21 protein-coding genes are annotated in these 21,632 nt (G+C 60.4%); 12 read left to right on the top strand and 9 right to left on the bottom strand.

The features are described from left to right. On the bottom strand, window positions 1-2,174 hold a 2,174-nt coding region (locus JAN5088_RS02060; protein ID WP_158448459.1), incomplete at its 3' end, for an SIR2 family NAD-dependent protein deacylase. 766 nt (window positions 2,175-2,940) lie between these two features. Then, window positions 2,941-3,141: a helix-turn-helix domain-containing protein gene (locus tag JAN5088_RS18105; RefSeq protein ID WP_233489695.1), complete on the bottom strand. Its 201-nt coding sequence runs from the start codon at window positions 3,139-3,141 to the stop codon at window positions 2,941-2,943. A 158-nt stretch (window positions 3,142-3,299) separates the two neighbouring features. Between JAN5088_RS18105 and JAN5088_RS02065 the strand changes: the two genes are divergently transcribed. The 12 genes from JAN5088_RS02065 to JAN5088_RS02125 all read left to right on the top strand — a co-directional run bounded on the left by JAN5088_RS02065 (window position 3,300) and on the right by JAN5088_RS02125 (window position 14,230). Continuing rightward, window positions 3,300-4,106 carry a hypothetical protein gene (locus JAN5088_RS02065; RefSeq protein WP_055681158.1) on the top strand — a complete coding sequence of 269 codons (807 nt, stop codon included), beginning with the start codon at window positions 3,300-3,302 and terminating at the stop codon, window positions 4,104-4,106. A gap of 10 nt (window positions 4,107-4,116) precedes the next feature. Next, window positions 4,117-4,503 carry a hypothetical protein gene (locus tag JAN5088_RS02070; RefSeq protein ID WP_055681159.1) on the top strand — a complete coding sequence of 129 codons (387 nt, stop codon included), beginning with the start codon at window positions 4,117-4,119 and terminating at the stop codon, window positions 4,501-4,503. 77 nt (window positions 4,504-4,580) lie between these two features. Further along, the gene (locus JAN5088_RS02075; protein WP_055681160.1) at window positions 4,581-4,772 is read left to right on the top strand and encodes a hypothetical protein; all 192 of its coding nucleotides are present in this window, start codon (window positions 4,581-4,583) and stop codon (window positions 4,770-4,772) included. An 11-nt stretch (window positions 4,773-4,783) separates the two neighbouring features. Beyond that, entirely contained in the window at window positions 4,784-5,029 is a 246-nt protein-coding gene (locus tag JAN5088_RS02080) for a type II toxin-antitoxin system VapB family antitoxin (protein ID WP_055681161.1), read from the top strand. Between the two features lie 221 nt (window positions 5,030-5,250). Further along, window positions 5,251-5,466 carry a hypothetical protein gene (locus JAN5088_RS02085; RefSeq protein WP_055681162.1) on the top strand — a complete coding sequence of 72 codons (216 nt, stop codon included), beginning with the start codon at window positions 5,251-5,253 and terminating at the stop codon, window positions 5,464-5,466. After that, window positions 5,456-5,641, top strand: coding sequence for a hypothetical protein (locus JAN5088_RS02090; RefSeq protein ID WP_055681163.1), 186 nt, complete (start codon window positions 5,456-5,458; stop codon window positions 5,639-5,641). Before JAN5088_RS02085 ends, JAN5088_RS02090 begins: the two co-directional genes overlap by 11 nt. 283 nt (window positions 5,642-5,924) lie before the next feature. Then, window positions 5,925-7,439, top strand: coding sequence for a MobV family relaxase (gene mobV, locus JAN5088_RS02095; RefSeq protein ID WP_055681164.1), 1,515 nt, complete (start codon window positions 5,925-5,927; stop codon window positions 7,437-7,439). Between the two features lie 338 nt (window positions 7,440-7,777). Then, window positions 7,778-8,809, top strand: coding sequence for a replication initiator protein A (locus JAN5088_RS02100; RefSeq protein ID WP_055681165.1), 1,032 nt, complete (start codon window positions 7,778-7,780; stop codon window positions 8,807-8,809). Window positions 8,810-8,922: 113 nt separating this feature from the next. Further along, the gene (locus JAN5088_RS02105; RefSeq protein WP_055681166.1) at window positions 8,923-9,591 is read left to right on the top strand and encodes a ParA family protein; all 669 of its coding nucleotides are present in this window, start codon (window positions 8,923-8,925) and stop codon (window positions 9,589-9,591) included. A gap of 298 nt (window positions 9,592-9,889) precedes the next feature. Next, the gene (locus JAN5088_RS02115) at window positions 9,890-10,228 is read left to right on the top strand and encodes a type II toxin-antitoxin system RelE/ParE family toxin (RefSeq protein ID WP_055681168.1); all 339 of its coding nucleotides are present in this window, start codon (window positions 9,890-9,892) and stop codon (window positions 10,226-10,228) included. Next, window positions 10,225-10,500: a helix-turn-helix domain-containing protein gene (locus tag JAN5088_RS02120; RefSeq protein ID WP_055681169.1), complete on the top strand. Its 276-nt coding sequence runs from the start codon at window positions 10,225-10,227 to the stop codon at window positions 10,498-10,500. The genes JAN5088_RS02115 and JAN5088_RS02120 overlap by 4 nt, the downstream gene beginning before the upstream one ends. Window positions 10,501-10,690: 190 nt before the next feature. Next, window positions 10,691-14,230: an N-6 DNA methylase gene (locus tag JAN5088_RS02125; RefSeq protein WP_082429779.1), complete on the top strand. Its 3,540-nt coding sequence runs from the start codon at window positions 10,691-10,693 to the stop codon at window positions 14,228-14,230. Window positions 14,231-14,241: 11 nt separating this feature from the next. Here the strand turns inward: JAN5088_RS02125 and JAN5088_RS02130 are convergent, their stop codons facing one another. The 7 genes from JAN5088_RS02130 to JAN5088_RS02160 form a co-directional block, all read right to left on the bottom strand. Further along, window positions 14,242-14,781 carry a recombinase family protein gene (locus tag JAN5088_RS02130; RefSeq protein WP_055681171.1) on the bottom strand — a complete coding sequence of 180 codons (540 nt, stop codon included), beginning with the start codon at window positions 14,779-14,781 and terminating at the stop codon, window positions 14,242-14,244. Between the two features lie 458 nt (window positions 14,782-15,239). Next, complete coding sequence (locus JAN5088_RS02135; RefSeq protein WP_055681172.1) at window positions 15,240-15,887, bottom strand: LutC/YkgG family protein; 648 nt, start codon at window positions 15,885-15,887, stop codon at window positions 15,240-15,242. After that, on the bottom strand, window positions 15,884-17,311 hold the full coding sequence (locus JAN5088_RS02140; RefSeq protein ID WP_055681173.1) for a lactate utilization protein B: 1,428 nt from the start codon (window positions 17,309-17,311) through the stop codon (window positions 15,884-15,886). Before JAN5088_RS02140 ends, JAN5088_RS02135 begins: the two co-directional genes overlap by 4 nt. Further along, window positions 17,308-18,075, bottom strand: coding sequence for a (Fe-S)-binding protein (locus tag JAN5088_RS02145; protein WP_055681174.1), 768 nt, complete (start codon window positions 18,073-18,075; stop codon window positions 17,308-17,310). Before JAN5088_RS02145 ends, JAN5088_RS02140 begins: the two co-directional genes overlap by 4 nt. Further along, window positions 18,072-19,871 (bottom strand): L-lactate permease, encoded by a 1,800-nt coding sequence (locus JAN5088_RS02150; RefSeq protein WP_233489693.1) that lies wholly within the window; start codon window positions 19,869-19,871, stop codon window positions 18,072-18,074. The genes JAN5088_RS02145 and JAN5088_RS02150 overlap by 4 nt, the downstream gene beginning before the upstream one ends. Continuing rightward, complete coding sequence (locus tag JAN5088_RS02155) at window positions 19,868-20,110, bottom strand: hypothetical protein (protein ID WP_055681176.1); 243 nt, start codon at window positions 20,108-20,110, stop codon at window positions 19,868-19,870. The genes JAN5088_RS02150 and JAN5088_RS02155 overlap by 4 nt, the downstream gene beginning before the upstream one ends. Before the next feature lie 565 nt (window positions 20,111-20,675). Next, a partial coding sequence (locus JAN5088_RS02160) for a tetratricopeptide repeat protein (RefSeq protein ID WP_233489694.1) occupies window positions 20,676-21,632 on the bottom strand: 957 nt, incomplete at its 5' end.

A 21,632-nucleotide genomic window follows, 5' to 3' on the forward strand; every position in this document is an offset into this window, starting at 1 on the left:
GTGTGGTGCAGCGTGCTGTTGTGCGGCTCTATCTCCAGCGCGGCGTCGATCGCCGCTTGGGCCGCATCTCCCTCGCCATCGGCGTGCTGCATTTCGAAGATCGCGCGCTGCTGGCCAATGAACGCCGCCTGCGGGTTGCGATGCAACGCGAGGTCATAAACGTCGCGTGCGAATCCGATGTTCTCGAAGGTGTCGGCCACGTAACGTCCTCGTAACAGCCCTGACAGGGCCAAGTTGTCCGACTGGAAGCTGCGATCAAGTGACGAGAGTACGCGGACGATCTGGTCGTGACGCTGCTCATCCGTCTGGCACACCTGCGTAAACACGATCTCACCCACATGCGCGTGCCGTGCTCGATATTCGTAGTCGCCGGAAACGACATTCTGGCCAACTTCAACGAGGTCTTCGAGCGGCTCGAAGAATTCGGTCTCGAAGTCCCGGAACGAGATGCCTGAAAGACGCGAGACGATTCCGGCCCGTACGGGGACATCGAAACGGTTCAGCGTACAGATATCGAGGTAGAGGGTCTGCGCTTCTGGCGGCGCGATCCGCTCGAACTCATCCTTGATAATGGTTTCGAACGGCACACCCCGCGTGACCTCGTGCAGCACGACGAGGAGCTGACGGTCGAGCTTGCCGGTGATGATTTCTTTGCGCCTCGCGGGCGTCTCCTCGCCCAGCTTGCCCAAACAGCGGTGTTCTTCGAGCTTCTCCAGAAGCTCATCCACTTCACGCTTCGATAGCTTGGTGGCATCGAAAAACTCCGGTGCGTACTTCTCAAGGCGTTGGCAGTAGATCGACCACTCGTTCGTCCGCTCGGCCGTGACAACCGTAACGGGAACGTCCTTGGCCTGTGCTGCGGCCAGCGCCGCCTCGACCTTCTCCAGATTGTAGGCCGCGCGATCTATGAACAGGTGGATGCGGCGCCCGGTCAGTTCGTGTAGCTCTTGCAGGACGTCGGGCCAAACACGAGCGTCGTCGTTGGCCCACACAACCAACTCACCGAGCGATACGCCCAGCTCCCATGCGGCTCGCCGCAGAGCGATGGATTTCCCGAACCCTGCCGCTCCTCGAACGACCGCTAGCTGGGGACCGGACAGCGGGGCTTCCGCTATGAACTCCAGAAGATGCCTTGACACCCGGCGCTGGACGTCAAAGCCGCGGCGGATTGCACCCCACCCCTCGTTGTGACCCGAGTAAAACCGCTGCGCCTCAGCCGCCCCGACGGGGAGCCCAGAGTGGACTAGTTGCAAGTCGGTCCGAAACGCCGTCGCCAGTCGGTCCGATTCATCCTGGTTGACTGCGAAGAACGTCCGGTAGGGTTTGTCCTCGTTCGAGGCCGGGGGGCGTGGAAGCCGCATGAGGGGCGGCAGAGTCGTATCCAAAGCGTTCACGAAGTCCGCGAAAGTCGCTCGAACTCCCTCCACGCGGTGATCGGCCCAAAACCGCCGCTTCACGTCGTCCAGATCGGGTACGACAAGGAAGTGGAACGGCCGGGCCGATCGGTTGCCCTCTTGGGACAGTCTCCGGATGTGGAGATCGCTCAAGCTCTGGCCGCAGTAGATCACCGTATAGTCCGCAGCCAAGTCCTCAAGCTGCCGGTAGAGACGGCCACGGTTAGCTTCGTGATTATTGTAGCTCGATGGGGTGAGGATGAGAGGCACTTGCGCGTCATGCGCGTGACGGGCGCAGCCGTGCAGCTTCAGGAAGGGGAGTGGGCTTTCCTGCGCATCCATCATCGAGCCAAACGCTTGGTCGTCCTTGTAGCGGGTCACAAGCGTCTGCGCACCAGGCTCTGAGCGATCGTACGCTTTCTCCACGAGGACGTCGTAGTTCGTTGTCGCGATTGCCTTCCACCGGAAGGTCGGTAGCTTCAAATGCGCGTCCGTCGGTTCAAACGCCTCGAACGTGTCGGCAAGCCACTGGTTGACCGCTGAGCTTCCAGCCTCCGACGCCGCCAGCTCGGCCACAACCATCAAACCGTCTTTCGCGGTCTTCGGCGTGAGAAACTTAGTGGCGAGAGCCTTTGCGAGATCCGTGGCGCCCGGCATGGGTGCGCTGGACCTGTCGACGGCGCCCAAAGATGCACCGGAGCCTAAGAACAAGATCGCTCGCTGCTCACGCACCGCATCGACGAGGTTCTGCGGCAGTTCGACTTTGCGGCCTTTACCCACGTGAATAATCCTCATCCCGCATAGGCGGAACTTTCAGTAATTTTCTCAAAAGCTAAGGTGCCTAGACGACAGTGTCGATCACCACCTTTCACTAGATCTACTTGTCCGCAGATAGCAGCGTTCAGCGTCCACCCACTTCCGATGGAAGCAGCCTCGCGGGCGCGATGGAACGTTTCAGCCATGTGCAATAAAGAAGCAAGTCGGATTGGAACGTTCGGGCGTACTATGCGGATCGGCGGTAGCCCTTCGAAAAAAGGCTAAAGTCGAGTTCAGATGCTGATAGAACGGCAAGTTCCGTGTCAACGAAGCCGCGAAGGACGCAGGATTTGTCAAAACTCATCGTTTTTTTCCGCTTGAAAACAAAGGTCGATCTAATCACCAAAGAAGTCGAACTAACCAGACGGCACCGCCGCCCAGAGCGAGCCATCCGCCTAAGCTCGCTTGCATTCGCGCTTTTGTTGCGATGGCAACGTCGTTATTGCCTAATTTTCTAATGCTTCTCAAAGTTACAGCAGCGCCACCCATTGAAAAAAGGACTCCGATCCAGCCAGCTAGAAAATCTTTTCCCTCTTGTGTAAGAGCGTATTCAAATATTGATCCGATCAAGTTCACATTCCTTATAGTTTGGATTTTCAGGGATCAGAGCAGTCCAATACGCCGATTGCCGCAGGAGGAGCAACCGATACACACGTTTCGCTACCTGAAAGCTCCGCGCAGGTGTCGGGGGCGTTGGTGAAGTGAGCGGCAAATGCGTATGTATCCGAGCCTAAAGTCTTGCGGGTAGATGCAATTCCAACGTCCGAATGAATTGAGTGGGTTCACGATCTAGGGCTTTCAAGACTACCAAAAGCTCGATGACATCGAGCCGTCGCTCGCCCAGCTCGTACTTTCCGACGAAGGACGCCGGCTTGTCCAGCCTCAGGGCCAGCTGAGCCTGAGACAGTCCGGCCGAACTCCGTGCCTCCACGAGTGCGTGAAGCAGCTTCGAGTACGCTTCTGTATGAACAGTCCCCGCCAACAGTCGATCCGCCAATCGTTTCGGCAGATCGCTACCCCCGTTTCGGGTTTACCCCCAAAATAGGGGTGATATGGTTTTTCAACGCTTCTGAAATTAGGGAGTCCATTGTGAACCCCACACCTTACATCACTCACCACCAGCTCTCCGCTCTGATTGAGGCGGATTACCTGGTCGATGTTGTCTGCATGGCCGAACCTTACTTCAAGGAAGCGGTCTGGTACGGCAAATGGGTGATCCAAGTGCCCGAGCAGCGTGGCGAGAGCGAGCGTTTCCTTGTGTCCGCGCGCGGCAAGGAGGGTCCGCATCTGCGGACGTTCAAGACCGGTTACGGGCTGATCTCGTTCATGTGGAAACTGGGGTTCCGCACCATCGGCTTGCCGATGGAGGAGGGCACATCGGTCTCGTACCGGATCGGCAGCGAGCCTGCCGCAAAGACCGGACCCGGTGCCACGGCTACGGAAGAGCGCGCTCCCCTTTCGTTCGAAGCTATCAGGACCGGTCTGTTGCTCCTCGCCAATCATGGGTTTGTTCCGGTCTGGAGTGCGATACAGCTTATCAAGGCAGGCTATGCCGTCCCTGTAGAGGTGGAAGTGACCTTTCCCCATACATGGCCGGACACCGTGAATGCCATACGATTGACCGACGCGGGTCGCACGACGGCGTCGATGCTTGCCGAACGGGGAGCATCACCCGTCGATCCGCCTAACCCTATTCCGGACTGGGAACGGGTCATCAGTGAAAGCTACATCCGGCAGAAAGCAGATGAGGGCGTGCTTGCCAAAGACATCATCTGCGCGAAAGAATGGTATCCAAGCCCGATAGAGCCTGAACGCCGGACAATGGAACAGATGCCGGTAAGGTTTCCGATCGCGGAATGGAAAGGCGGCGCGGGCCACGTTACCGATAATAACTGAAAGGGACTGAATGAACTTTGTACGCAGCATTTTCGGGGCCGTAGACCGGCGCTACCTGGTCCGGGCCTACGTCATCAGCGCCGCCCTTCTTGCCTATATGATCTGGGCCATCCCGAACCAGGCGGGGCTGCAAGGCCATCAGAAGGCGCTGATGTTCGGGTGGGCGACCCTGACCGCGATCCTCTTTCCCTTCGCCAAGCTGGTCTGGGACGAGCTGCGCGACATGCTGATGGGAAACACTGGCTTCGTTCACTTCGGATGGTGGGCCATCGCGGTCAACTACACGCTGAAAATCATGGTCAACGTGGTGCTGTGGTTCTTCGCGATCGGCATCGCCCCGCTTGGCGTCCTCTACCTCTGGCTTCGCAACCGGAGCGCCGCCGCGCCCGTTGAATAGCCAGCCCCAAAGGCAGGCTATCCGGTGCCGCCGTGAATTCCGGTCCGCGAACGGCGCTGGGACGAAAGGAGACGGGAATGACAGACGAACGCAACGATCTGGACCGGCTTCAGCGTGAGACGATCCGGCAACTGGTCGCGGAAACAGCGCGGCTGCAAAGCCGGTCCACTCCGCAAGCGATGTGGCAGGCGATTGCCTTGGCCTTCGTCTGCATCGTTCTGGGAGTAGCGATCGCCGTCGGCCTGACCCTGTTGGGACGTATTCTGTAAGGGAACCTCCGATGCCGCTCTACATCCGGGACGAGACGGTCGATGAGCTGGTCGAGCAGGTCATGCGCGCCACCGGTGCCAGGACAAAAACGGAAGCAGTGCGTCAGGCGCTTCGGGATGCCTTGGAGAACAGTCGCAACCAGCCGTCTCTGCACGACAGGGTCAAGCCGTTGCAGGATCGCGTGGCCGCCCTCGGCACCGCCGATCCCGGTTTCGACATGAAAGCCTTCACCGACGATCTGTGGGAGGAACGATAGATGAGTGACGACGAGGAGCTGACGCGCCTGCTTCGACAAACGACCCTGCGGATGGCACGAGAGGCGGCGGACGCCTAGGCCCGTCCAGTGCGGCACATGATCCGCCATGGCGCTCTTCCGGCCTTGGTGCCCATGCTTCTGGGTGCCGGTCTGGCGATGAGCCTGATACTGTTGGCGGGCCTTCTCTAGGCAACGCCAGCCGCAAGGAGAGGAGCCTTGCCATGACCGACAACAAGCGCAAGTCGATCTCCCGCGCCGAGGAAGCGCGGATACAGAAGATGATCGCCAGAGATCCGGACGCGCCCGAAGCCACCGACGAGCAGATGGCCCAGGCGAAGCTTTTCGCGGCCGCCTTCCCGGCCTTGGCCGGGAGGATGCGCAAGAATGTCGGCAGCCGGCCCCGCTCGAAGATGGAGGGTGAAAAGCATGAGCCATGACACCCAGCCGCCGGACCGGCTCGAACAGATCAACGACAGGTTCGACCGGATGGATGCGCGCGTGGACAGGCTTGCGGACAGCATGGCGACGATGCGCGATCTTCGAGCTGCAGTGGTCCTGTCCACGATCATGACGACCGCGATCGCCGGTCTTGTTCTGTGGGTAGCCACATAACCAACTCGCCATGTTGCGACCTTGCGACCTTGCGACCTTGCGACCTTGCGACCTTGCGACCTTGCGACCTTGCGACCTTGCGACCTTGCGACCTTGCGACCTTGCGACCTTGCGACCTTGCGACCTTGCGAAGCGGTGACTCAGCAAGCAATTCAAGTCCACCCATCATTTTAAAAAATGTGCAGCCTTGCCTCCCTGGAGGCCGAACGATAATTAGGCTTGCGCGACGCGTGAGAATAATTGTGTAGTGAGTGCACATTTTTAAAATGATGGGGGCACGGACGTGAAGGATTCGGTTGAACAGGTAACCGGCAAGCTCGATCTCGAACTGAAGAACAACGGCGGCTCTCTGTACCGCCCTCGGAAAGGATCCCGCAACTTCGCGATCCTGCGGGTCGGCAAGCTCAAGGGCCTGGGAAAGATCGGCGCAGCGGCCCGGCATAACCTGCGGGAACGGGACACCGGGAACGCACGGCCCGAAGACTTCAGCCGCAACATCCATCTGGCCGGCGCGAAGACCGCCGACGAGGTGCTGGAACTCTGGAAGGAACGCGCGCCCGACAAAGTGCGCACGAACGCGGTCCATGCCCTCGAATACGTGGTCACGGCCTCCCCCGAGAAGATGGCCGCAATGGGCCAGACTACGGGCGAGGAGTACCTGCGCGATGCGTTTGCCTGGGTCCAGGAGAAGCACGGCGCGGAAAACATCCTGTCGGCCGTGATCCACAACGATGAGACCACCCCGCACTTGCAGGTGATGCTGATCCCGATCGATGAACGCGGCAAACTGAACGCACGGGGTTTCATCGGAGGAGCCGCCAAGCTGTCGGCGATGCAGACGGACTTCGTCGAGCGCGTGGGCAAGAACTATGGGTTGGAACGCGGGATCGAGCGATCTGGCGCGCGCCATGAGGCCATCAAGAGCTACTACGGGCGAGTCCAGGCTGTCGAAAACCTCTCCTTCGAGCTTCCAGAGCGCGCCACAGGGCGCCTTGGGGTCTTTGGTAGGGAGCCAGTGGCCAAATACCACGAGCGGGTCGCACAGAACCAGAGAGAGGTTCTCAGGACCACGACAGCCGGCTTCGTGGCGGAACTCGATGACAAGGATCGTGAGCTGGAGAACAAGGATCGCGAATTGGCAAGCAAAGACCGCGAACTGGCGGCAAAGCAAAAGCAACTGGACAAGACAGAAGCAGAGCGCCGGTCCGAATTCCAGCGGCGACACACACTGGAGGTCGCCTGCGACATCAGGTTCTACAAAGGAAGCGACAAGCAGGAACGCATTGCCAGGTTTCAGAAGGAGTATCTGTCCAAATGCGCCCACCTGCCCGAGGAGACGCGCGAGATCGTTGACATTCTGCTGGAAGACATGGGCGGCAAGGGATTTTGGCACATCGAGCAAGAGCGCCTGGATCGCGAAGAACAGGAGCGCGCGGCACAGGAAGAAGGCGAGATCCTTGCCGCTCGAAACGCTCTTGCAGGCTACGAAGCGCGGAGCAGCGATGGCTACAAGATCGCGAACAGCGCCGAAGAGCACCAGGAGATCATTCGGCTTCTCAAGGAGAACACCACCGACGCACAGTATGATCGTTTCCGCAGAGGCGATCTAAGCGCCATAGACCACATTAGCGAAGATGAAGTGTTCCGCCGTCAGCTTCTGATGGAGGTTGAACTGAACAACCGCACCACAGGCTTCGAGATGTCCAACGAGTTGGAAAACCTCATGTCCGACAACCGGGGCTTCCTTAAGGAAACCTTCGGGGAGGATCGGGATCATGGATACGAGAACGAACGGTAGCTGGGTCCATTTCGAAAACTGGAGAACTGACCGGTTCGGTTTTGGTCAAGGCGAGGTTGTCCGTCGATCCTAACTTTCCAAGCATAGTCAGTTGGTTAAGTGAGCACGACATTGGTCGGTAAGGTATGTTCGAAACAGTTATCCACAGGGTAGCTAGTGTTAAATATGTGTTAGAGTCTGTGTTAAGCTCTTCCGGATGCCGTTTTTATTAAACGTAATTAGAGGCTTAGCCTTCATACCGGTAACTAATAACACGAATTTCGGTAACTGAAATCCTGCTTTCGGTAACTGAAAACACGAATCTTGACAGCGGTAACTGAAAACACGAATGTCACCGCATGGTAACTGAAAACACGAATCTTGCCCCCCTCCTCCCGGATCGTCATCCGCAGCATGATTTGTTCATCTGCGATGTTGCCGACGCGGTGCTGAAAGACGTGATGCAGCACATGGAGCATCCCTTCTATTCGCTGTCGAAGAAGCCTGAAACATCGGTGAAGCGGTACAGGAACGGCGAGAACTGGCTGGAGATTACCCCTAGCGTCAAAGGTCTGGCCACGATTTATGACAAGGACATCCTGATCTACTGCATCAGTCAGATCATGGCGAAGCTGAAGAAGGGCGAGGAAGTATCGCCACGTGTCAGGATCAATTCCCGCGAACTGCTGATCTTCACGAACCGTGGCACGAGCGGGCGCGAGTATCAGTCCCTTCTCGATGCGCTCGACCGGCTTGAGGGAACGAGAATCAGGACCAACATCGTGACCGGCGACGAGGAGCAGATCGACGGCTTCGGTTTGATAGACGCTTCCTCGATCCGCCGGAAACACGGTATGGACGGTCGCCTTCTCTGGTGCGAGGTCCAGCTTTCCGGCTGGGTGTTCAATGCGATCCGGAACGAAGAGGTCCTGACCCTGCATCGGGACTACTTCCGCCTACGGAAACCGATTGAAAGGCGCGTCTACGAGTTGGCCCGCAAGCATTGCGGCCAGCAGAAGACCTGGCGGATCACGCTTGCCAAGCTGTTGCTGAAGTCCGGCTCCCAGAGCCCGGAGAAAAGGTTCCGACAGATGGTCAAGGAATTGGCGCGGCACGATCACCTACCCGACTATCGCGTTACGTTCGATGAAGACGCCGACATGGTCATCTTCAACAATCGAGGCACGATGTATGGGAGCGCGCTCATCGAGGGGCGCGTGTCCACTCTGAAAGCCGAGACATACGAATGGGCACGCGAGGCCGCCCCGGGATGGGACGTTTACCACCTCGAGCAAGAGTGGCGGGACTGGATTGTCGAGCCACCCCGTGATGCGGACCGTGCGTTCGCCGGCTTCTGCCGCAAATGGTTCGAGAAGCGCGGGCGACCGTAAGATGCATAACCGGTAAGAGAAACTTATCCGGTACTATAAATAAATCAGGTGTTGGAAACGAAACCGGTTACTGATATAAAACCGGTAATAAAAACAAACGGCAGGTACGAGCAATGCCAGTCATCGTCATGGCAAGCCCCAAGGGAGGCGTGGGGAAGTCTACCTGCGCCGTACTTCTAGCATCCGAGTTCGCCCGCATGGGAGCCGAGGTCACGGTTCTGGATTGCGACCCTAACAAGTCCCTGAGCCGCTGGGCGTCTCACGGAATGCCCAAGGGTGTATCGCTGCTGAGCGATATCGGTCGCTCGGAAATCGTCCCGGCGATCCGAAATGCTGACGGTGACGGGAAGATCGTGATCGTCGATCTGGAGGGCATCGCATCGCAACTCGTGAGCCGTGCGATCTCACAGGCCGATTTGGTCATCGTTCCGATGCAGGCAACCGCGCTCGACGCCGAGATCGGCTCCGAGGCTCTAGCCTTGGTGCGCGAAGAGGAGGATGCGCTTGGCCGCGAAATCCGACAGGCGGTGGTCCTAACGAAGACCAGCGCGGCTGTGAAGAGCCGTGTTCAGAAGGAACTCGAGGAGCAGCTGCGCGGGGCAGGGATCGACGTGATCGAACCCTCTCTGGTCGCTCGCGCGGCCTTTTCGGAGATTTTCGCCTATGGCGGTGACCTAACGGCGATGATGAACGATCCGGAGATGATGACAGGCGGCAAGGTCGAGAAAGCCTTGGAGAACGCCCAAAGCTTCACGGAGGCTGTTTATGAACGGCTCGAATAGACTGGCGGGTCTGACGGCTAGGCCCAAGGAGACAAGCGCCGAAGAGGTCAGGCGTGTGGATGAGGTAGGGGAGGCAAGAGGGTTCCTAGACCGAACTCCACGCAAGAAACCCGGTCGCAAACCCAGTCCCCGGACCTACCAGTTGCATCCGAAGGTGTTCCCGAAAGTGGGGGAGGCGATCGCGGCTGAGGCGGAGCGGCTGGGTATAACCCAAGGTCAACTCATTGAGCGTATGTGGGACATCTATGATGAAAACGCTGGCACCTTGCAAAGGTAACCCAATGGGTTATATCTGTCTATGCAGACAGTAGCGGAAACCCCGACCTTTTCGCGTCAGGCATCGAAGCTCTTTGATGAGGACCAGAAGCGCGAGCTGATCGATTTCCTGGCCGCGAACCCGGAGGCGGGCGACGAGATCCCCGGAACGGGTGGCGTCAGAAAGGTCCGCTTCGCCGCCTCGGGCAGAGGCAAGCGCGGCGGGGCGCGGGTGATCTACTACTATCTGGACGAGACCATACCGATCTATGCGCTCTTGGTTTACGCCAAGAACGTTAAGGCGGACATGAACCCGGATGAAAAACGCGCGGTTGCCGCCTTGGCAGCCGAGTTGAAAAAAGCCTGGAAGGAAAAACGATGAGCACCTTTGGCGATGATTTGATCCAGTCTCTAACGGAAGCCGTTGCTCATGCGAAAGGGCAGGGGCCAGCAACCGTTCACGAACCAATCGACCCCCGCGAAATTCGCAAACACGCCGCGCTGACACAGGAGCAAATGGCCCCCCTGATGGGTATGAGCCTGTCGGGCTATCGGAAATGGGAGCAGGGCCAGCGTCATGTCAGCGGGCCGGCTGCGATGTTGCTGCGGGTTATTGAGAAGGAACCGGACGCGGTGCGGCGGGCGCTTAGCTGATACGTGAACTAACTGCGACGTTGCTGCCGCGTCTTGGACGAACTCAGCCGTTTACGAGATTGCTCCAGTTTGTGGAAATATCAGAGGTGGAAATGCTCATATAAATTGATCACAAAGAAAAAAGGAACCGCTGCTGCGACTAGATGTCATGATAACGGTTCTTTCAATAACAATGCATTAGAGCAGTTGCATGGCAAGAAAAACACCACAGACCAGGTTCGCCGTTGCGCGAGACAAAATTCTCACGACCCCAAAGGGGCAAGAAGCGGCCATGTACGGCCCACTACGTGACTTATTTGTTGAAGTATTAGGCTATCCGTCGAAAGACGTAGACATAGACATTGCCGGAGCCCGAGGCCGTCCCGATCTGACAGTGTTCGCCCCGGGCGCTATCGCGAACGCCAAGGTTTCTTGGATCGTTTTGGAAGCCAAAGAGCAGCACGGTGTCTGTCGCAAGGCGGCACGCCGCGCCGCCCTCTTTGCGGAAAAAAGCAAATACATCACGGCCGATACGGCTTGGTTTGTCATGGTCGATCCTACCACCCTCGTCGCACGTCGCGCAGACCAGGGTGAAAACGCCGCTTCTGATATTGTGCTCGATCTTGCCACCCTCACCTACGACGAGTTCCTCGACCGTTTTGCTGCACTAAAGGCTGAAGTTGCCGGTGTGCCGCAGCGGCTCAAGCGATTTCGGGAAGGCGATCTAAGCCTAATCGACAGGGACGCCCTCACTGGCAGCGGTGACGAACTGGCTGAAAGCATCGCTCGCAACGCTTTCTACGATGGATTGGAAGACACCACCCGCCAGCTTCAGGCTGCCGCGCTGTCGGCACTGACGGCAATCCGCGATAAGCGGAACCGCCTTAATGATGAAGTGGCAGAATTCTCAGACCGGTTTCATGGCCATATCTTCAAACCGTATCCGGTTTCAGTCGAAGGACACCCGAAAGGCCGAGAAGAAACCATTGAGCATGGTCGGGCGGCGCATACGCTGAACCGAAGCCTTGCAGCCAATCCCGCGCTCGCCAGACTTACGCTTTCAGCTCTCCCGGCTTTTGCCGAGCGGACTGGTATCGACTTGGACAAGGAGGCTGACAAGCTCGACAAGTTTTTCGCAACAGAAACTGCGAACCTGATTCTCGCCCGAATCCTGCTGATCCGGTTTCTGGAGGGACATTCCTTTTTCGATATCGAAACGCCTGACGGGTCTGAAATGCGACGTTACCTGTGCAACGGCGGTGTCGCCGCTTTCCAAGGGATGCGTGATTACTTTAATGCCCACTATACCCGTCTGCTGGAAGATGCCTATCGGCAGGGCGCCCAAGTCTATGCTGCTGCATTTCGGGAAACCGAACACGACTGGGTGCTCGACCTTGCCGACGATACCCTGTCGCGCACCATCGAATGGGCAATGTTCCGGTTCGCCCGCTTTGATTTCACGACCATCCGCGGGGACATCCTTACCGGCATTTATGATCGCTTCCTCGATCCCGCGCAGCGAAAAGCGCAAGGCGAATACTACTCACCTCCGACCATCGCGCGCTACATGCTCGACCGCCTCGATCTCACTCCTGAGGATACTATCCTCGATCCGGCCTGCGGCTCCGGCACGTTCCTCATTGAGCGTTACCAGCAAGCAGTCGGTGAGGATGCCGACCGGGGCCTCGCCTCCTATGCCGATGCCTGCGCGGTGATCGAGCGCACGGCCGGAAACGATCTCAACCCGTTCTCGGCCGTGCTCACACAAATCCAGCTCCTGTTCCATTTGCTGTCTTTCGGCCCGCAGGTCCGCGACGAAGGGTTTCCCGCGATCCGCGTCGCCGAACGCGCGAACAGCCTCATTCCCACCAGTCTGCGTGACCAAAGCACTACCCGGTGGGGTGACATCGACGTGCCCGGCTACGCCGCCGTCGTGGGCAACCCCCCCTACCAGCGCCCCGAACGCGGCCAGCCACTGGATGATGCCGCGCAAGCGCATTTCGAGCAGCCGATTACGGTGGACGGTGTAGCTCATGACGGTATTTCCACTGGTCGGGATGCCTACAACCTGTTCATCTACCGTGCCTTAAACGATTGGCTCGAACCTGCTGTTCAACCGGTCGGAGAAGATAACGAAAATACTGCCGACACCCGCCCCGGCAAACTCGCGTTCATCCTCCCGCTCAACTTTTGCGCCGCCGAAAAGTCCGCCGATTTGCGCCGTCTCTTTGCTCCAGGTGGACGCTGGACCATCACCGAAATTGTCGACATGGAGCTAATCTGGCGTCACGTGTTCGACGCGCGCGTTCTGCCGATGATCCTTTTCGCCGAAGCCCGCACTCCCCGTGATACGGACACCGTAATCGTCCGAAATGCAGATGAAACCTCCGTAATCCCGTCTGCAACAGGGCGAAAAACACGGCCCACCTTTGATCTCGCCGCCTCACCCGAAGCTCATATCGCCTACGCTGACCTTTTCACTCCTGAAGGCCGCATCGCTACTCGGATGACGCCAGCTCGTGCTCCAATTATTGCTAGGCTGCGCACTTTGCCGCCGCTTTCAAACGCTGCAAAGCGTTACTGGACCAAGCGAAAGGGTGGCTTCCGGGCAGTCGATGTCGAACCTACAGGCATCGGCCAAGCACACTGGACCGAGAGTCGTATGATTTCGGACGGGGTGGCTCGGCGTGGTACTGGCACCGAGAATAGCCCGAACGGCGTTGATATTTATAAGGGCGAAAACATCCGCACCGCCGATTTGGCAGGAGCCCCTGTTTTCACCGGTCTTGATGTCGAAAACCTCTCTACTCCCGCGTTCTGGCGCAACGGTTTGCGTGAACTGATGCCCAACCGCGTGTGGTGCTTGCCAATTCTCGAACAGGTACCCGTCGCAGCTCCGCTCGATCCTCAAACCCAAGCTGTTACCAACACCGCTACCGTTTTTGTGCCGCGCCCCGATCTTGAAACTTTCCCCTTCGATCTCCTCCTGACCTCCCGCCTCTATGGCTGGGTTACGCTGTTGTCTTTGCGCGCTTCCTACCAAGACATGCTCCGGGGCCACTTGTATCCAAGCATTATCGCTAGCCTACCTTGGTCCGAAAACCTTGCAGCGGCCGAGGCCGCTCTAGAAGCCTTGCGCGATCCTTTCCTCAACGCCTGCCGCGCGCGCTTCGATGCAGCCCAAGAGCTGGATCGGCAGGCCGCGACACTGCCACTCGTGCCCCTCAAAACCGCGTTCAAAACCCATGCCACAAAAATCGACAAGCTCGTTGCTTCGGCTGCCTTTGATGATGGCGAGCCGGTCCTTGTCACCCTTCAACCGGAAGATCCGAGCGACCCGCTGACAGTAGCTCTCTCGGAAGAAGGTCATTCCGTCCCGATGCCGAACCCTCTTCTCGCTAACCGGCTACGTCTTGGGCTGGCACTGGCCCAGGCCAAGGGCACGGAGATCAAGAAAAGCACTCTGCCGACGCTCCCTGTGCCGGAAGACGCCGCCGCCGAAGCTGCCCTCACGGCGTTGCTTGCGAGCCTCGATCCCTTGGCTGTTGAAAGCGAAGTTCAGGCTCGGGTGGATGAGATCGACCAAGTGGTGGGAACCGCCCTAGGACTTACCCCAGACGAGATCAACTTCATCCAGACCGACATGCGCGACGATCCCTTCCTTAGCCGCGTCCGGCCCCGGTATCCGTTCTTCACCCCGGCACAACGCGGACGGCGAACATCACTGGAAAGCAGCTCACGTTACGAGTAGAAACAATGACTTCACGCTCGCCGGATCGTCTTGACACTAACTCGGAAGAGCTGCGCGATCTCGGGCAGAGGGCGCAGTTCCTGGTCCCGCATCCGCCGCACCTCGACCTTTTGGGCTGGGGACAGGGCAGGAGGCCTGCCTCCGACACGTCCTCGCTTGCGCGCGGCCGCAAGGCCCTCCCTAGTCCGCTCGGATATCCGCTCGCGCTCGAACTGAGCAATGGAGGCGAAGACGTGGAAAACCAGCCGCCCGGCCGGGGTTGTCGTGTCGATGTCCTCGGCCAGAGACCGAAAGCCCGCGCCTTGCTCGCGGATCGACTCCACGATCTCCAGCAGGTCTTTAAGCGACCGGGACAGGCGGTCGTACTTGGTTACGACCACCACGTCGCCGTCGCGTAGCTGTTCGATCATTCGGTCCAGCTCCGGTCGCGAGCGGGACGAGCCGGTGATCTTGTCAGAAAAAATGCGCTCCGCTCCGGCGGCCGTCAGAGCATCTTGCTGCGCATCGAGGAGTTGGTCGTCGGTGGAGACGCGGGCGTAGCCAAGGATCAAGCCAGAAACCTCCCAAAACTAGATCGGTTCTGTCCTAAGGTTTTGGTCCGGTCAAGGTACTGATTTTGCTAGAGGGGCAGGGTCGGGACCAAATGGACCGTTTCTGGCCCGCATATTATGACCACAGGTTTTTGTCCGACAGCGGCCGTTCGTGACGCGTACAGCGAAAGTCGGGATCGAGCCCATTGCAGAAGTGTCAAATGCTCGCTGCGCGCGCTCGCAGAAGAACACCTGTCGCGGTGCGGCAGATCTTCATGCCGCATCGCAGCTGTAAATCCGGTCGTTCGAGCGCCGCGCAGCGAATTCCTCAGGAGCAGCGACTGCACCGCGGGACGAACCGGGCGTTCGGTCGGTACTGGCAAGCGACCGGTTTCAATTTCATGCAAACCGCGCTCCCGATCTCCGCTCGCTTGCCACTGCTGGCCGGTAGTATCTGCGTTCAGTGGCCGACCAACGTTTCATGCATCAAAGACAAGAATCACGTGCACGAACCCGGGACCATGCGCCCCGCGGACGTAGCTTCCCTCGATGTCGGTCGTCCCGCTGGGGCCGGTGATAAGGACGGCATTGCGGGGCGAGGTTTCGTGTCCGACAAGCAGGGCTGCGTAATCTTCCAGATGGGAAACGATGCTGGCCGCGCGCAGGACGACAATGTGATGCAATGGCAGGAATGCGAGCAGGATCCGCGTCTCCTTGCCGGAGTGAATGACGAGCGATCCGCTCTCGGCGATACCGTGGCGGGCGAGCCCGACGGCGGCGGGCGCATCCGGCGCCACGGCAAGGCGCGGTCGGAGATCCCCCCAGTCCAGATCGCGGAAAAGCGCGGCGGACTCGACGGCGATCTCCGCCGACAGCCCCTGGCCCTCGAGATAGCGTCCGACCGAAGCGGGAACCTCATCGATGCTCCCGATCCGGTCCACCGTGGCCCCGAGCGCCTCGGACTTCTCGCAGAACGCGTCGACCAGCGTCGCGGCAACCAGAGGCGGGCGGATCGTCTCGGGCGCGGCAAGAAGATCCGCAGCCTCCGCGGCGATCGCGGCCGGGTCGTTTCGACTTCCGCCAAGGCCCGTGCGTATGGCCGACAGAATGCTGTCGCGCGCGCTCATCGTCGATCCTCCGGTCGCCTGGCGCCTCGTGCGGTGTAGCGCTCCATGAAGGTGCCCCCGGTAGGACCGGGAAGGTCGCGGTGCCGGGTCCATCCACCGGCGAAAGGAAGCGATCCGATCCACCCGCTGCGACCGAGCAGGCGCAATGCGCGCACGCCGATCCCGCTGGCCATTCGGTAGAGACCCGGCCGACGGGCAAGGCCCGCCCAGGCCGCAAGGCCAGCACGCATCCTCGGGCCTTCCAGCCCCGCGCGCCAGCTTCGGCCCCGCCAGGCACGCAGCAGCGTGGGAAGCGGGATCTCGACCGGACAGACCTCGGCGCAGCGCCCGTTCATGGTGCAGGCGAAGGGCAGGTCGCGAGACTGTGCCAGCCCGTCGAGGACCGGGGTGAGTACGGCGCCCATTGGGCCCGGATAGGTGCCGCCGTAGGCGTGGCCGCCGATCTGCCGGTAGACAACGCAGTGGTTCATGCAGGCGCCGCACCGGATGCAGCGCAGCATGTCGCGGAACTCGTTTGCGATCATCTCCGATCGGCCGTTATCCACCAGGACGATATGCATCTTCTCGGGGCCGTCGGCGTCGCCGGGACGCTTCGGGCCGCAGTGAAACGTGGTGTATTGGGTCAACTCGCCCCCGGTGGCGGAGCGCACCAGAAGGCGGAGCAGCGCCATGGCGTGCGACGTGCTTGGGACCAGCTTCTCGATGCCCGCGGTCACGATATGGACGCGCGGGGGTGTCGTCGTCAGCTCGGCATTGCCTTCGTTGGTGACGGTGCAGGTTGCGCCCGTGTCGGCGATCAGGAAATTGGCGCCGGAAATACCGACATCCGCGCTCAGGAACTTCCCGCGCAGCACATGGCGCGCACTCTGAACCATGGAGGCCGCCTCGTCATCGGCCGGGGGCGGCTTGTGGTCGGCGTTGAAGAGTTCGGCCACCTGTTCGCGAGTACGGTGCATCGCCGGCCAGATAATATGCGAGGGATGCTCGCCGGCCAGCTGGATGATGTGTTCGGCAAGGTCGGTCTCGACCCGCTCGATCCCGGCCGAGCCGAGCGCGTCGGGCAGGCCGATCTCCTCGCCCAGCATGGATTTCGAGCGGGTGACGCGCTTCGCGCCGGCCTCCCGGCAGAGGCGGATGACGATGTCGCAGGCCTCGGACTCGGTAGCGGCCCAATGGACCTTGGCGCCCGATGCGGTGGCGTTGCGCTCGAACATCTCGAGGTAGTGATCGAGATTGGCAATCACATGGTCCTTGATCGCGCTGCCGCGGGATCGCGCCGCTTCATATTCGGCAAACCCGGCCAGCGCGGCGGCGCGCTTGCGCTCGGCGGTGCCGGTGGTGCGGTCGATGGCGGTCTTCAACGTGGGGTTCGCGAGGGCGGCGTCGCTGCGGGCCTTGAAGCCGGTCCGGGTCGTGGCGTTCATGGTTTTTCTCCGATGGCCGGTCCGTTCCCGCCACCCGCAAGGATTTCGATGGTGTGGAAACAGCGCACCTTCGATCCGCGCCGGTTGAGCTTGCCCGCCATGTTCATCAGGCATCCGAGATCGCCCGCAAGCAGCATGTCGGCGCCGCTCCGTTCGACGGTATCGGCCTTTTCGCCGACGATTGCGTCCGAGATCGCGGGATACTTGACGCAGAACATCCCGCCGAAGCCGCAGCAGACATTCTCACCGTCAAGCGGTCGCATCTCCAGGCCGTCGACCGCCGCCAGAAGGCGGCGGGGCTGGTCGTGGATGCCAAGCTCCCGCAGACCGGCGCAGCTGTCGTGATAGGTGGCGCTCCCCTCCAGCCGCAGCCCGCCCGGTGTATAATCGCGGATATCGACCAGATAGCTCATGATCTCGTGCGTCTTTTCGGCAAGGCGGGCGGCTCGTGGCCCCCAGTCGGCATCCGAGGCGAGCAGGGCGGGGTAGCCGTGCCGGATCGTTCCGGCGCAGGATCCCGAGGGCACGATCAGATGGTCGAACGGCTCGAACGCCGCGATCACCTGCCGGGCCACCGCCGCCGTGCTCGCGTCGTCACCGCTGTTATAGGCGGGCTGCCCGCAGCATGTCTGCCGCGTCGGTACCTCCACGTCGCACCCGGCATCTTCCAGAAGCCGGATGGCGGCAAAGCCGATCTCGGGCCGCATCGCATCGACCAGGCAGGTGACGAAGAGGCCGACGCGGGGACGGGTTGCCCGGGTCATGATCCCGCCGCCTGCGTGTGCTTCGCCTTGCCGCCCGCCCGGCCGCCGCTCATCGCCATGACGCCCAGCACGCCGGCCGCCCAGACGATCGCTGCGATCCACCACAGATTGAATCCGCCGGCGATCAGCGCCGTCGCGATCAGACCGCCCTGAACGATGTAATAGCCGAGCGGGATCAGGACTTTGCGTATGATCTCGCCTTCACGGTCCACAAGGCCGACAGTGGCCGACGCCGCGACGACATTGTGAACGCAGATCATGTTGCCGGCAGCGCCGCCGACCGCCTGTGCGGCGACGACGATCGCGGCGCCCGCCGAACCCAGTCCGATCTGCTCGGCCGTCGAGAACTGGAACAGCGAGAACATCATGTTCGAGATCGTGTTCGACCCGGCGATGAACGCCCCCATAGCCCCGATCAGCGGCGCGAAGAGCGGCCACGCCTCCCCGGCGGCCGCCGACATGCCCTCTGCGAGGACGATCGGCATGCTGGCAAGCCGGTCCGATGCGGAGTTCAGGAAAACCTGAACCATCGGGACCGCAAGCAGAAGCGCCGGCGCCGCCGCGATCATCGTCGAACCAGAAGATTTCAGCGCGCGCCCGTAATCCCGCATCGACATCCTGTGTAGAAGGAAGGTGAAGAGCGAGGCGAGGATCAACACCGTGCCCGGCAGATAGAGGATCTGGATCCGCGTCGTGATGCCCGATGCGAACAAATTCTCGAGGGCAAGGGTGGTTGCGGGCGAGGTAAGCCAGTCCTTCACCGGCCCGACCGTCCGCGTGAGGACAAGCAGCAGGACCACGAAGACATAGGGCGCCCAGGCCCTGAGCAGCGACATGGTGGGCGTATCGCCACGGTGGTCCTCGAGATCGTCGAGCTTGCCGATCCAGCTCGAATCCCATTGTCCGCGGGCCGGAAAGGCGAAGGATTCTTTCGGAAGAAGAAAACCGCGCTGCGTCGCCGGCACGACGATGAGCAGGCCGATGATCCCGCCGACGAGCGAGGGAAATTCCGGACCCAGGAGCCAGGCGATGACGTAATAGGGGACGGTGAAGGCGAGGCCGGCGAAAAGCGCGAACTTCCACACCTTGAAACCCTCCGCGAAGGACCGGTTCGCGCCGAAGAAGCGGGTCAGCATGCCGACCATGATGAGCGGGATCAGGAACCCGATCAGACCGTGGATCATGGCGACCTTGGTCGCTATGCCCAGCAGGTATTCCGCGAAGGGCGTGTCGATCGTGCCCGCGACCAGTTCCTGGCCCGACAGCCCGGTCTGGACGCCGACGAGGATCGGTGTGCCCACCGCGCCGAAGGATACCGGCGTGCTCTGGATGATCAGCGACACCATGACGGCGGCCATCGCGGGAAAGCCGATCGCCACCAACAGCGGCGCCGCGATCGCCGCCGGGGTGCCGAAACCGGACGCGCCCTCGATCAGCGAGCCGAAGAGCCAGGCGATGATGATCGCCTGAACGCGGCGGTCGGGGGAAATGCGGGTGAATCCGCTGCGAATGGACCGGATGCCGCCGCTTTCCTCTAGCGTGTAAAGCATCAAGATCGCACCGAAGACGATATATAGCAGGCTGGCGGCCGTGACCACGCCGTTGACTGTTGCTCCCAGCACCTTCGCCGGCTCCGTACCCCAGATGAGGAGCGCGGTCAGTGCGGTGACGACATAGGCAACGAGCATCGAGAACTTGGCCGATCGCGCGAGCACGACCAACAGTACGAACACCGTCGCGATAGGCAGCAGCGCAAGCAGGAACGTGATTGGGCCTGGCATGTCTTCCTCCTTCATCGGGCGCGAGGCGCGCGCCGGAATTGCGTCAACCTCGAATTGGGCAGCGGCCCCGACATGTTGGTCGCGAAGAGCGAGAAGCCGATCATCGGCCAGATGAAATTGCGTCCGCCGAGGAAGAAGCCATCGGTGTCCTTGGCGCCGCCGCGGGTGAGCCAGAGCGCTAGAACCCGACTCAGAATAAGGTAGCCGATCAGAATCGACAGATCGATTGCGGAGACTTCGAACTGTCCCTGCATCACGCTCCTCCCTGTTCTTCGGACAGCTTCAAAATCGGTTTCACCCGACCGGACCGTCCGAGAATTTCATCGAGCGCGCGCTTTTCTACTAATGCGCAATTTTCCACGACGAAGCTCTCGTTCAATAAGGTGCATGGCGAATGCCGCCACGTCAACCGACCAACCGCCAAGTGGTTCTAAACCGACAGCAGGCTGAACGGCAGAAAAGTCCGCATCGGCGGCGCTGCGTCGAGCCGCAGCGAATGTTGGGTTTAGATTCCCCGGTCTGGCGCAGCCTTGAAAGACCGCTTTCGCGATCTGCGCGGCGGCGCAGAACCTCTGTCGCTGCATCTGCGAGCCCCTCGATCTTCATGCTGCAACTGCATCGGTTGATCGCCGGATGACCGGATAGTCCGCAGGGCGGACGGTGCCCAGCCCGTGTCTGAGGGTCCGCTGTCGGGCGCTCGGCGATCAGAACTCAACCGTTTGTGTCACAGGCGGAATCGACCGTTTGCGGCTCGTAGTTCCTAGCAAGAGCAGGCTTTCGCTGCATCAGGCGTGAAGTTCGGTGTCCTTTAGGCATAGCCTATTGAGCCGTTGAGCGGACGTTCCGCCCGAATGGTCCACGCCGGTTGAATCCGATATCGAAGCGGACCTGCGACCGCACACCGAGCGATTCCCAGTCTTCGTCGTCCGTCGCCCAGCTCGGCGTATAAAGCCCGTCGGGACCGACCGTCGGCGTAATCAAGAAGTAAGCGCCGAAGTTCTTCGCGATGACGCCTCTTCTGTCTTTCGATGCGTTCAACAGCCATCGGTGCGCCGGCCTCAGCTTTGGCCGAAAGTCGTCCGGAGCCCTTTGATTGAGGTCATCGAAAAGCCGTTCTGCTTCGCCGTAATCGCCGGTAACATAGGCATGCCCTGCGCGCACGAACCGCCCCCAGTGCTCTCGATCCCCTGACACGAATGACGCCTTGAGGAAGTCAACCGCTTTGCTGTCGTTGATGTCGCCCACCTCCGAGAACAAGATGTTTGCGATCATCAGGTTAAGGGAACGGTCGGTCGGCTGACGTTCGAGTGCTACATTCAGTGTTGCAAGCGCGGCATCGACGTCGTTCCGCGCAAGATATCGCCTTGCCAATTGCTTCGCCACGCCCGCGCCACGCGGCATCTTCGCCCATGCCTTTTCGAGCAGCTGGATCGCGGCCTCCCCATCACCCAATAGGTCTTGGAGACGTGCTTCGGATCGAAGAAGCTCGGGCTCTTCCGGAAAGACGTTCATCGCACGCGCGATTGCGCGCTCCGCATCGTCTACCGCCTCCGCCAGTTCATCGCGCCGCGCGTCCGAGGGGGACGCGTCCATCCTAGTGAACGCGTCCTCGACATCGTCGACGCGAAGACGCGCTTTCGCCGTCAAAACGTAGACGTCGCTCTGGTTCGGGATGTTGCCCAAAGCTGAGCGGGCTTGACTGCGCAGGCTACCGCGCGCGAACTCCGAGGGCGCGCTCTTAGCGCGATAGGCCAGCACCCGTGATCGGGTGTGGTG

Origin of the sequence: Jannaschia rubra (assembly GCF_001403735.1) — a bacterium.
Lineage (GTDB): Bacteria > Pseudomonadota > Alphaproteobacteria > Rhodobacterales > Rhodobacteraceae > Jannaschia > Jannaschia rubra.